The 12,323-nt window shown below is 58.4% G+C and carries 11 protein-coding genes; all 11 read left to right on the forward strand.

Annotation, left to right across the window (positions count from 1 at the left end; translation table 11 throughout):
* Positions 1 to 152: 152 nt before the first annotated feature.
* Entirely contained in the window at positions 153 to 1,607 is a 1,455-nt protein-coding gene (locus tag ACZ495_RS02495; RefSeq protein WP_012625216.1) for an anthranilate synthase component I family protein, read from the forward strand.
* Complete coding sequence (gene trpD / locus ACZ495_RS02500; protein ID WP_464262554.1) at positions 1,588 to 3,180, forward strand: anthranilate phosphoribosyltransferase; 1,593 nt, start codon at positions 1,588 to 1,590, stop codon at positions 3,178 to 3,180. Before ACZ495_RS02495 ends, trpD begins: the two co-directional genes overlap by 20 nt.
* Positions 3,170 to 4,051 carry an indole-3-glycerol-phosphate synthase gene (locus ACZ495_RS02505; RefSeq protein WP_072311611.1) on the forward strand — a complete coding sequence of 294 codons (882 nt, stop codon included), beginning with the start codon at positions 3,170 to 3,172 and terminating at the stop codon, positions 4,049 to 4,051. The genes trpD and ACZ495_RS02505 overlap by 11 nt, the downstream gene beginning before the upstream one ends.
* Positions 4,041 to 4,676 carry a phosphoribosylanthranilate isomerase gene (locus tag ACZ495_RS02510; protein WP_394027302.1) on the forward strand — a complete coding sequence of 212 codons (636 nt, stop codon included), beginning with the start codon at positions 4,041 to 4,043 and terminating at the stop codon, positions 4,674 to 4,676. Before ACZ495_RS02505 ends, ACZ495_RS02510 begins: the two co-directional genes overlap by 11 nt.
* The gene (gene trpB, locus ACZ495_RS02515) at positions 4,673 to 5,863 is read left to right on the forward strand and encodes a tryptophan synthase subunit beta (RefSeq protein WP_072311613.1); all 1,191 of its coding nucleotides are present in this window, start codon (positions 4,673 to 4,675) and stop codon (positions 5,861 to 5,863) included. The genes ACZ495_RS02510 and trpB overlap by 4 nt, the downstream gene beginning before the upstream one ends.
* 2 nt (positions 5,864 to 5,865) lie before the next feature.
* Entirely contained in the window at positions 5,866 to 6,633 is a 768-nt protein-coding gene (trpA, locus tag ACZ495_RS02520; RefSeq protein WP_012625211.1) for a tryptophan synthase subunit alpha, read from the forward strand.
* A 399-nt stretch (positions 6,634 to 7,032) separates the two neighbouring features.
* Positions 7,033 to 7,308 (forward strand): DUF2325 domain-containing protein, encoded by a 276-nt coding sequence (locus ACZ495_RS02525; RefSeq protein ID WP_012625210.1) that lies wholly within the window; start codon positions 7,033 to 7,035, stop codon positions 7,306 to 7,308.
* A 555-nt stretch (positions 7,309 to 7,863) separates the two neighbouring features.
* Positions 7,864 to 10,143: a ferrous iron transport protein B gene (gene feoB / locus ACZ495_RS02530; protein WP_464262883.1), complete on the forward strand. Its 2,280-nt coding sequence runs from the start codon at positions 7,864 to 7,866 to the stop codon at positions 10,141 to 10,143.
* Positions 10,144 to 10,515: 372 nt separating this feature from the next.
* Positions 10,516 to 10,920 carry a thermonuclease family protein gene (locus ACZ495_RS02535; protein WP_012625208.1) on the forward strand — a complete coding sequence of 135 codons (405 nt, stop codon included), beginning with the start codon at positions 10,516 to 10,518 and terminating at the stop codon, positions 10,918 to 10,920.
* Between the two features lie 14 nt (positions 10,921 to 10,934).
* On the forward strand, positions 10,935 to 11,363 hold the full coding sequence (locus tag ACZ495_RS02540) for a hypothetical protein (protein ID WP_464262555.1): 429 nt from the start codon (positions 10,935 to 10,937) through the stop codon (positions 11,361 to 11,363).
* Positions 11,364 to 11,365: 2 nt separating this feature from the next.
* Entirely contained in the window at positions 11,366 to 11,896 is a 531-nt protein-coding gene (locus ACZ495_RS02545) for a 3'-5' exonuclease (protein WP_012625206.1), read from the forward strand.
* Positions 11,897 to 12,323: the final 427 nt, after the last annotated feature.

Here is a 12,323-nt window from a genome sequence, read left to right on the forward strand (position 1 = left end):
TGCAGCTATCAGGGCTGGTGGTGGCGCATAAGACTGCGTGGGGGAGACGTGCGGGCTAAATAGTTCCGGTACGTAGGTATAGCTGTATGCAGGCGCCGTCTCCCTTGGGAGGCGGCGCTTTTTTTTTGTTCTACAACTCGAGGATACGGCAGATGAAAGAGAACGGTGACAGGTTGCATTTGCTCACGTTGCGACAGTCCGCCCGGTGGCTGCCGGCGGACATGGATACCCCCATCAGCCTGTTTATGGGCATGGTGGGCGCCGGTAACGGCATTTTGCTGGAAAGCGCCGAGGTGGACGGCCGCTGGGGGCGCTACAGTATTCTTGCCTGCGATCCGGCTCTTTTCATCGCCTGCCGCGAAGGCAGGCTGGCCCTGGGTGTGAAAGACCAGAGGCTTGCCGCGCTTATGGTTTTTGAAGGCCGCCCTTTTGTAGAGGGCCTGCGTGCGCTCATGGCAGCCCTGGAGGTGCAGCCGCCTGAAAATGCCGCAAATCTGCCGCCCATTACCCGCGCCCTGTACGGGTATCTGGGGTTTGGCATGGCGGGGCTGTTCAATCCGGTGCTGGCATCCACCATGCCGGAAAACGAAGCAGACTGCCTGCTCATCCTGCCTGCCACCGTGCTGGTTTTCGATCACCTGTACAACCGGCTGTGCCAGGTGAGCCTTGGCGACCACCGGCCCCTGAACAGCGGCCGCCAGCCCTTGGAGGTGAACGCGGCCAGGGCTTCCGGTCCGGCCATTGATCCCGGTATGGTGCGGTCCGAACCTGATGAAGAGGGGTACAAGAGCTTTGTGCGCCGCATCAAGGAAATGCTGCGTCAGGGCGAGGCCATACAAGTCGTGCCCTCGGTGCGTTTTTCCACGCCGTTTATGGGCAATCCTTTTGAACTGTACCGGCGTATGCGGCGCTTTAACGCGTCTCCCTACATGTTTTACATGCGCTTTCCGGAGCTGACGCTCTTCGGCTCTTCGCCTGAAGTGATGGTGCGCTGCACCGCGGGCTGCCTGCAGCTTTCGCCCATCGCGGGTACACGCAAGCGCGGGGCCGATGATCTGGAGGACGCACGTCTGGCGGCCGAACTGCGGGACGACCCCAAGGAACGCGCCGAGCATGTCATGCTGGTAGATCTTGGCCGCAACGATCTTGGCCGCGTGGCACGGCCCGGCACGGTAACGCTTGAACGCTATATGGAAGTGGAGCGTTACTCCCACGTCATGCATCTTACAAGCCGGGTTACAGCCCGTCTGGATGTGGGGCTGGACGCCCTGGATGTGCTGGCCGCCACTTTTCCGGCGGGCACGGTATCGGGCGCGCCCAAAATACGGGCCATGCAGATCATCCGCGAGCTTGAGGGGCGCAGCCGCGGTCCCTACGCGGGATGCATCGGCTGGCTCGGACTGGACAGGGACAGTGTGAACCTGGATATGGGCATTACCATTCGCAGCATGTGGCTGCGTGACAACAGGCTCTTCTGGCAGGCGGGCGGAGGAATCGTTCATGATTCGGACCCGGATATGGAATGGAAAGAAGTTTGCAATAAGTCAGCCATTATGCGCCTTGCCCTGCGAACGGAGGACGAAGAGTATGTTTCTTCTTATAGATAATTACGATTCTTTTACATATAATCTGGTACAGGCCTTTCACGCCCTGGGGCACAAGCCTGTAGTTATGACCAACGACGACCCCGCAGTGCTTGGCATGGCTGAAAATCCGGACCTTGCCCTGGTCTGTATTTCTCCCGGGCCGGGGCATCCTTCCAAAGCGGGTTTTTGCCCCGAATTTCTCGGGCGTCTTGATCCGCGTATTCCGGTGCTTGGCGTGTGCCTGGGGCATCAGTTGCTTGGCCTGCACGCCGGGGCGCGGGTGGAAGTTGGCCCCTGCATCATGCACGGCAAGCAGTCTGAAATAGTGCATGACGGCACGGGCCTGTTCTCCGGCCTGCCCAATCCCATGCGGGTAGGGCGTTACCATTCCCTTGTGGTACGTGCCGACGAAGATGCCGAAAATCCGCGTTTTACCGTCACAGCCCGTGGCCCCGAAGGCGAGGTTATGGCCCTGCGTTATAATGACCGCCCCTGGGTGGGGGTGCAGTTTCATCCCGAGTCGGTACTCACGCCCGAAGGGCTGCGCCTGCTGGGCAATTTTCCGCAGATGATCATGGATGCCGGTGGGCCAGCATCCAACTTTGCGGATATTCTCGAGCGACTGGCCCGTAGAGAAGACCTCAGCGCTGAGATGGCTGCCGCAGGTTTTGCCGCCCTTATGGACGGGAAAATGACTTCGGCCCAGGCCGGGAGCTTTCTCATGGGGCTGCGCATGAAAGGTGAAAGCGCTCTGGAACTGGCTCACGCCACACGCGCCGCCCTTGCTCGTGCCGTGCGCGTGGACGGCGTTTCGGGTACGACCATTGACGTGGTGGGTACAGGCGGCGACGGGCGCAACTCTTTTAACTGCTCCACGGCCACATCGCTTGTTCTGGCGGGCATGGGCTACAAGGTGGTCAAACACGGCGGCCGCGCCGTTTCTTCAAAATGCGGCAGCGCCGACGCCCTTGAAGCTCTCGGTATCGCGCTGGACGAAAACCCCGCCTCGGTGGCCGAAATGGTCAAAAAGCGCAATTTTGCCTTTTTGTTCGCGCCGCACTTTCATCCCTCCTTTGCCAATATCGGTCCTGTGCGCAAGGAACTGGGGGTGCGCACACTCTTCAACATACTGGGCCCCATGATCAATCCCGCCCGGCCCAGCCATCTGCTCATGGGGGTGGCCCGGCCGGAACTGGTGGATCTTGTGGCCGAAACCCTGCTTCAGGGACCGTTGTACCGGGCGGCCGTGGTTTGCGGCGCGGGCGACTATGACGAGATCACACCCATTGGTCCCGCGCGCATGGCCTTGCTGCATGCCGGCTCTGTGACACCTATGACGCTTGACCCCCGCGATTTCGGCATCCTGCCGTGCACCGTGGAAGATCTGGCCGTGGACGGCAAGGATGAGGCCGTGGCCGTGCTCAGGGGGATACTCGATGGTGAAGGCCCGCGCGCCATGCTGGACATGGTGGCCCTCAATGTGGGGCTGGCGGTGTACCTGCTGGAAGAAAACATGGACATGGCCCTGTGCATGGCGCGCGCGCGCGAAGCCGTAAGCGGAGGCTTTGGCAGGAAGGTGCTGCATGCTGCTTGAGCGTTTCATCAAGGCCAAGACGGCCGAAGTTGAGGGCCTGCGCCGATTGGCGGAGCAGGGTAAAATCCCCGCGCCGCTTGATGTGCCGCGGCCGGAGTTTTCGGCGGCCCTGTGCGGCCGCTCCGTGCCTGCCGTGCGCCTGGGGGAATATTCGCTGGCCGTGGTGGCCGAATACAAGCGGGCCTCGCCTTCGCGCGGGGTCATCTGCGAAAACATCGGCATCGAAGAGGCCGTACGCCAGTATGCCGCCTCAGGGGCAGGCTGCCTGTCCATCCTGACGGAAGAGACGTATTTTCACGGCGATATAAGCTACCTGCACAAGGCGGCAGATCCGGCCCTGTACGCGAAGCATCAGCCGCCCCTCTTGCGCAAGGACTTCATCTTTGACCCGCTTCAGGTGGCGGCCACGGCGGCTACTCCGGCCTCGGCCCTGCTGCTCATCGTGCGGCTCACACCGGATGCCCGCACATTGCGGTCCTTGCGGGAACAGGCCGAAAGCCTCGGGATGCAGGCTGTGGTGGAGGTGTTTGACAGGGAAGACCTGGACCTTGCCCGGCAGAGCGGGGCACGCATTATTCAGGTCAATGCGCGGGATCTGGGCAGCCTCGTGACCGACCGCAAGGCCCCCCTGGACCTTATCCGGGCCTGCCCCCCGCAAAAAGATGAAATATGGATAGCTGCCAGCGGCATAGACAGCGGAGGGCACTTGCTGGACTCGGCCCGGGCGGGCTTTGCCGCGGTGCTGGTGGGCAGCGCCCTTATGGCTGGCGGCACGCCGGGGCTGACGCTGACCCGCCTGCTTGAGCAGGCGCAAGCCGCCGGTGATGCCGCGTCCTGTACGGCAGGGGAGAAAAAAGGCCATGCTTATTAAGGTTTGCGGCCTCACACGGCAGGCGGATGTGGACCTGGCCGTCTCTTTTGGGGCAAGCATGTGCGGATTTATTTTTCATCCGGTCAGCCCCCGGTGCGTCAGTCCGGCTCAGGCCGCCTCGATGGAGAGCGGCAACATGCTGCGCGTGGGTGTTTTTGTGGAGCAGGACGCTGAAGAAATATGCCGCATCATGGCCGAGGCCCGGCTGGACATGGCCCAACTGCACGGCCGGCAGGATGCGGCCTGTGCCAGGGCCGTGGGTGCACAGCGGGTGATCCGTGTCATCTGGCCCGCGCGCTATTGCCACAGGGCCTTGCTGTATAATGAATTGCAGAATCACGCCGACGCCTGCGCCTGCTACCTGCTGGATGCGGGTCTGGCTGGCGGGGGCAGTGGCGTGCGTCTTGATTGGGAAGATCTGAACCATCTGCCGTCGCCGCGCCCTTGGCTTCTGGCCGGCGGCCTGAGCGCGGAAAACGTGGGGCTGGCCCTGAGCAGATGCTCCCCGGATGGAGTGGATTTCAATTCCGGCGTGGAGGATGCGCCGGGGCAGAAAAATGCGCAAAAGCTGGCGGCCGCCCTCGCGGTAGCCGCAAAACAGAAAGGCAATAGGTACTTGTCATGAAGAACAGATATTTTGGTGAATTCGGCGGCTGCTTTGTGCCCGAATTGCTCATGCCGCCGCTTATGGAGGTCGAGGCGGCCATGCACGACATTTATCCCACAGAGGCCTTTCAGGCTGAACTGGAAAGCCTCCTGCGCAATTATGCCGGGCGTGAGACACCGCTGACCCATTGCCCGACCCTGTCGCGGGAACTGGGCTTTGACCTCTGGCTCAAGCGTGAGGACCTGTTGCATACAGGGGCGCACAAGATCAACAATACCCTGGGGCAGGCGCTGCTTGCCAGGCATATGGGCAAGACGGCCCTGGTGGCTGAAACCGGAGCCGGGCAGCACGGTGTTGCCACCGCGGCCTCCGCGGCCCGCCTGGGTATGGAATGCACCATTTATATGGGTGCGGAAGATGTGGAGCGGCAAGCCCCCAACGTCATGCGCATGAAGCTGCTCGGGGCCACCGTGCACGCGGTGGAAAGCGGTACGCGCACCCTCAAGGACGCCATTAACGAAGCCCTGCGCGCCTGGATAGGCAGCCAGAAAACAACTCATTACTGCTTTGGAACAGCTGCAGGGCCACATCCTTTTCCGCTGTTGGTGCGTGAGCTGCAAAGCGTCATAGGGCGCGAAACACGCGCCCAGATGCTGGAAAAAACTGGCAGGCTGCCTGATGCCATAGTGGCTTGCGTGGGCGGCGGGTCCAATGCCATCGGCATGTTTTATCCTTTTCTCGACGATGCCGCAGTGCGCATTGTGGGCGTAGAGGCAGCAGGTACCGGCGAGCCGGGCTGCTTCAACTCCGCGCCGCTCAACCTCGGCGTTCCCGGTGTGCTGCACGGCGCGTACAGCATGCTTTTGCAGAATGATGACGGCCAGGTGGAGCCTTCACATTCCATTTCCGCCGGTCTGGATTATCCGGGCGTTGGTCCCGAGCACTCCTGGCTGCACAAAACGGGCCGCGTCCACTACGGCATGGTTAAAGACGGCAACGCACTTGCGGCCTTTCAGCGACTATGCCGCGCCGAGGGCATCCTGCCTGCCCTGGAATCTTCACATGCGCTGGCCTGGGTGCTGGATCATCCGCATGAGTTCAAGCCCGGCCAGCAGGTGGTGGTCAACCTTTCGGGCCGCGGTGACAAGGATCTTGGCATTATCAACAAGGCCCTGGGTTTTGCCCTGGGGCAGGACGAGGTGTAGTCATGAACCTGCTTGAAGAAAAGATACGTGCGGCCAATGCCGCCGGACGCCCGGCCCTTATTCCTTTTTTGACCGCGGGCTTTCCCGACCGCGCAACATTTTGGCCCACATTGATGGAGCTGGATGAAAACGGAGCGGATATTATTGAAATAGGCGTGCCGTTTTCTGATCCCGTTGCCGACGGCCCGGTGGTGGAAGAGGCTTCGCGGCGGGCGCTCAGCGACGGGGTAAACCTGCGCGGCATTCTTGCGGAGCTTGCCCAGCGCAAGGGCCTTGTCAAGGCCGGGCTTGTGTTGATGGGATATCTGAATCCCTTTTTGCAGTATGGCTACGAAAAACTGGCGCAGGATGCAGCCCGGGGCGGTGTGCATGGCTTCATCGTGCCCGACCTGCCCCATGAAGAGTCCGGGCCGCTGCATCGTGCCCTGAAGAAAGAGGGCATCGCCCTTATCCCGCTGGTGGGACCCAATACCAGTGCGGAGCGCATGGCCCTGTATGCCGAAGAAGGCGAGGGCTATGTGTATGTGGTTTCGGTTATGGGCATTACCGGAGAACGGGGAGATGTAGCTCCGCAGGTGGCCGATACCATGCGGCGGGCGCGTTCTGTCTTCAGCCTTCCCTTGGCTTTAGGCTTCGGCCTGCGTGAGCCGGGGCAGCTCAGGGAACTTCCGCCGGACGCCAGGCCGGATGCCGCGGTTTTCGGCAGTGCCCTGCTCAACCACCTTGAAGAAGGCCACAGCGCCGAAGAGTTTATGGCCCGCTGGAAATAGAGCAGTCTTACACTCTGTTGCTACGGCGACGCGCAAAGGGCTCTGCCGCGAAGGGGCGGGTACAGTTTGTTTGTGCTGTCAAGCGCCGGAGCGGACGTGCCTTGCCTTTGAGAAGATGCATTTTCAAAGGCAAGAGATTATCTTTACGCTTACCGGCCCGTGCCGGCAATTGCAGGGCTTCCTTTCTGGGCCGAAAGGAGGCCCTGTTTTTTAATAATTCATGGTAATTTGATAGGGAACGTAGGTTTGGCGCGATTCGCGCGGATTTTTTAGGATAAAAGTGAAGATGGGAATAAAAAACTTCTTGACTTTGAAATTCAATTTCAATTATAACCAGATTACGCGATTCACCCCAACAGCGGTTGCCGCTCAGGCGGTAACATGACAAGGAGCGAAAGTATGTGCGTTACACTTATAGGCGGTATGGACAGGCTGCACAAAGATTACATTGCCGCAGCCAAGGAAAAGGGTCACTCTCTTAAATGCATCAGCCGTAATGAGCGTAATTTTACCGACAAGATCGGCAATCCCGATGCCATGATCGTTTTTACCAACAAGATTTCGCATGAAGCCAAGCGCAAGGCCGTGCAGGTGGCCCGTTCGCGCAATATTCCCCTGCAGATGGTTCACTCATGCGGCGTGTCTTCCCTGCGAGAATGTCTGCGTAGCTCCTAGTCTGAACCTGACAAACTCCTATGGCCGCCAGAGCAGGCAGCTCAAACCGGCGACCTTGCGGACCATCAAATGGCTGAATGGTTTTCGAGCAGGGCTTGCGGCTTTCTGTCATAGCGAAAGCGAACCTTGGTTAACGCTGCACCATCCATAGGGAGAGTCCTTATGACTCCAATGCATTGCCCGGCTGTCGGAAGATTTCTTCCACAGCCGGGCAAGTTTTTTGTGATAAAAATATTGTTTATAAGTAGTAGGATAGAGAGTGCGAAACACAAAAATACCTTGGCTCAACTTGACATTTTAGGGGCAAACATATAAACCCGCTAGGACTTTGGAATTCATTTTCATTTCTTTTCCAAGGGTATACAGACTTTTCTTTCAAGGGCGGCAGCATAGGCACCCGGCCGGTCACCGGGTATGGGAAGCTCCCGGAGTCGCCATACTTAGAATTTTCAGGACGGCTAGCATGAGCAATTTTTCCGGCACGGTCATGGCTGATGAGCTGCAGGGGCGCTTTTGCGTCTTTTGCGGAGCGGGGAGGGCGTTTTAATGAGCGAAATGAAAAATTCCGGCAATGGCGTAAGCGGTCACGGGCATGCGCACGGCCACGAGCACGAGCATGGTCACAAAGGCGGCCACGCCCACAGACATGAGCACGGCCACGGCTTGCGAATTGCCCTGGCGGGCAACCCCAACTGCGGCAAGACCACGGTGTTTAACGGCTATACCGGGGCGCGGCAGCATGTGGGCAACTATCCGGGTGTCACGGTTGACAAGAAGGAAGGTCATATCAACGTGGACGGCACGCACGTCACGGTGGTGGACCTGCCCGGAACCTATTCGTTGACCGCCTATTCGCAGGAAGAGCGCGTGGCCCGGCAGGAACTGGCCGGCGACAATGTACAGGCAGTTATAGACATTGTGGACGCCTCTGCCCTGGAGCGCAATCTGCTGCTTACTGTGCAGATGCTTGAAATGGGCACGCCGCTGGTGCTCTGCTGCAACATGATGGACGAAGCGCGCGCTTCCGGGGTGCATATCGACATGGAGCGCCTGGGAACCCTTTTGGGGGTTCCTGTATTGCCTATGGTGGCGCGTACCGGCGAGGGGCTTAAAGAAGGCATGAAGGCCGCCGTTGAGCTTGCCAGAAACGGCAAGCGCCAACCTATGCGTATTTCTTACGGCATGGAGCTGGATGAGGCCCTGTTTGAACTTGAAAAGCGCATCACTGCCGCAGATCTGCTGACTGACCGCTACCTGCCCAGCTGGGTAGCCCTCAAACTGCTGGAGGGTGATGATGTCATCATGGCCGAAGTCCGCGCGGCCGATGCCAAAACGGCCGATGAGCTTGCGGCCTTGTGCAGAAAAACAGCGGATCACGTGCGCGCCACGCTTAACGCCAACCTTGAATCACTCATTACAGATCACCGCTACGGCTACATCCGCAGCATCCTGCGCGACGGCGTTTTTCATCAGGATCCCGGCAAGGACCGCCTGGCTCTTTCCGACAAGCTGGACAAGGTGCTTACTAATGCCCTGTTCGGCCCGCTGCTCATGATCGGAGTGCTTTACCTCATGTTTTACGTGACGTTTGAGGTGGGCGCGTATCCACAGGGATGGGTTGAAGACGGTTTTGCCTGGCTTGGCGAATTTTTGGGCGAGGTCATGCCGGAAGGCCTGGCACGCTCTCTGGTGGTGGACGGCATCATTGCCGGTGTGGGCGGGGTCGTAAGCTTTGTGCCGCTGATCCTTATCATGTTCGCCCTGATTTCCTTTATGGAAGACAGCGGCTACATGGCTCGCGTGGCCTATATGATGGACCGTATTTTCCGCTTTTTCGGCCTGCACGGTGCTTCGGTCATGCCTTACATCATTTCCGGTGGCATTGCGGGCGGCTGCGCCATTCCCGGTGCCATGGCCACCCGTACCCTGCGCAGCCCCAAGGAAAAACTGGCGACCCTGCTGACCCTGCCCTACATGTCCTGCGGAGCCAAGCTGCCTGTCTTTTTGCTGCTGGCGGGAACATTCTTTCCCGAGCAGGCGGCCACGGTCATGTTTTTGATCATGCTGGCCGGATGGGTCATGGCCCTGCTCGTGGCGCGCCTGCTGCGCTCGTCCATCGTCAAGGGCGAAGCAACGCCATTTGTTATGGAACTGCCCCCCTACCGTATGCCCACCCTGTTCAGCCTGTTGCTGCACTGCTGGGAGCGCGCCTGGATGTATCTCAAGAAGGCCGGTACGGTGCTGGTGGCCATATCCATCATCATCTGGGCGGGCATGACATTTCCCGAACTGCCCGAAGACATGGCCGCGCCTTTTGAACAGAAGATAGAGCAGATTGAAAGCCAGATTGCCGCTCTGCCTGAAGGAGCCGATGAGCGCACCGCCCTTGAGGAAGAGCTGGCCGGAGTGCGTGACGAACTGGGTGAAGAAGAACTGGCCTATTCCGTTGCCGGTCGCCTGGGCAAGGCTGTGGAGCCAGCTACCCGGCCTGTGGGCTTCGACTGGCGTACAGACATTGCCCTGCTTGCGGGCATTGCCGCCAAAGAGGCCATTGTGTCTACCCTGGGAACCGCCTACGCCATTGGTGAACAGGACCCCGAAGACGCCGCTCCTCTGGCCGAACGGCTGAAGAGCGATGCCAACTGGTCCAAGGCCACGGCCCTTTCGTTGATGCTTTTTGTGCTCATGTACTCTCCCTGCTTTGTGGCGCTTGTGGTCATCAAGCAGGAGGCGGGGAGCTGGGGCTGGCTGGTATTCAGCGTTGTCTTCAATACGGCGGTGGCCTATGTGGTGGCCATGGCGGCCTACCAGATCGGCCGGTCCGTCTGGGGATAGCGTGATATAAGGCCTGCCCGCTCCTGCCGGGGTAGAGGAAGACTCCGATGAATGCCCGTGCCGCGCCTTGACAAAAGGCTTGCGGCACGGGCATTCTTCAGCGTTATATAGAGCATGTTATCTTGAGGATATGTTTTCTCAAGATTTGCAGGGGCGGGCCTCGGCGTGTGTCCCCATTGGTGGCGGACGCCTGCCCACGCAGCCGTCATAACAGTGGTAAAGCAAGGCTGTTCTGGCCGTTATGGCAGACAAGGCCCCGGTTTGGGGTTTTGTCTCTGCATTGGGGTGTGCACGATGTTTCGGACGTTCTGTTTGTGTCTGGCGTGTTGCCTTGTATGTGCCGCTTCTGCCGTTTTTGCAGGGGAGGCGTGGGTGGTGCGTGTTGAAGACGGCAATACCATTTCCGTCAGCAGTACACGCAACAGTGACGAGGCCGATACGGTGCTGCGTTTTTACGGCATAGACGCGCCGTCCCTGAGCCAGCCTTTCGGGGCTGAAGCCCTGCAACGCCTGGCCAGAATCATGCCACGCGGCACAAAGGTGACATTCGAACCTGTGGGCAGAAGCGAATCGGGCACGGTGAGCGCTCTTGTGCAGGTTGGCGGCACATCGGTCAATTATCAACTGGTTGTGGAAGGCCTGGCCTGGGTTGACAGGCAGACATGCAAGGCTATCTTCTGCCGTCGCTGGATGATCCAGGAGCATCAGGCCGTTGTGGACAAACGGGGCATATGGGGCCTGAATATAGGTACCCCGCCCTGGCAGTGGGGCAGATAAAAAGGGGAACGCATATGAACGTTACCGGTTCACAGGAACTGCGCGAATTTCTTGATTGCTGGAAAACAGATCCGCAGAATGCCAAGGCAGCTTTTGTTTCCTATATGGATTTTCTGGCCGCGCACAGCGGCATGAGTTTCACCTTCAAGGGGCGTCCCGGCATCAGCTATTCCCTGCGTGCCAGGCATGCGGCCCAGACCCGGCGTGAGCTTTTTGTTCTGGTTGATGTTGTGGACGATGAGCCGGATAACCGCTGGCTCTCCGTATGCTTTTACAACAACATGATTACCGATGCTGAAGACCTGGGCGACTTTGTTCCCGATGGGCTGATGAATGAAGATGCCCGCTGCTTCAATCTTGAAAGCGACGATGCTCACATGCGCGACTATATCATGGCCCGCCTTGGTGAAGCCGCACGCAATGCCGAAAACAACGTGGAGTAACCTTGTCTGACGTTTCCGCCCCGTCCTGCGTGGCCATAGATTTTGAAACATCCGGATATGCGGCCCACAGCGCTTGTGCTGTGGGCCTTGCACGCATTGAAGACGGCCGCGTTACAGAGCAGTTTTACAGTCTTGTGCGGCCGCCTTCTTCGCGGGTGCTTTTTACAGAAATTCATGGTCTTACCTGGCCCATGCTTAAAAATGCCCCTGTTTTTGGCGACGTATGGCCTCAAATGGAATCGTTCATGAAAGGGGCAGGCGTGCTGCTGGCGCATAATGCCTCTTTTGACCGGCGTGTGCTGCTGGCCTGCTGCCGTGAGGCGGGGGCGGGTGTGCCGGAGCAGCATTTTCTCTGTACGCTCAAGGGCGCGCGCCGCAGCCTGCCTTTGCCCTCCAAAAAGCTGAATCATGTGTGCGAGCATTTCGGCATTGCCCTGGAACACCATCATGCGGGTTCTGATGCTGCGGCCTGCGCAGAGGTTTATCTGCATCTGCGGGCTTTGGGTGTTACCGACAGCCAGATGCGCATCTAGAACCTGTTTCCGCCATGCCGCCAGCCCGGCAACACCGCCGGGCACATTGATATACTGTCCTGTTTGTCGTGTGAACAGGACAGTATATTTTTTTGCCCTGCGTGAAGGGTCATTATTATCAATTTTTATCTATTTGCTCTCTTGTGCAATGCAATGTTTTTTTAAAGTCTAATCTATTTTTTGAAAAAAGAATGAAATAATATGTGAGTAATCAAAAGTATTGAAGTTGGTGTGATTTTTTTCCTTTATAAGGCAGTCTATCAGGCATGGCTGTTATTCTTGTAATTTGTAATACTTGAAACAAATGCATTCTTCATCCATAATTATGATTCAAAAGGCATATTTTTTTCCAACGATGTGTCGATAAATAAAATAAAAACATTCATGACACTCCTGCATTGCTGTACAGCTTTTCAGAACAGCCTCT

This window comes from Desulfovibrio sp. GTC20076 (genome assembly GCF_055385905.1).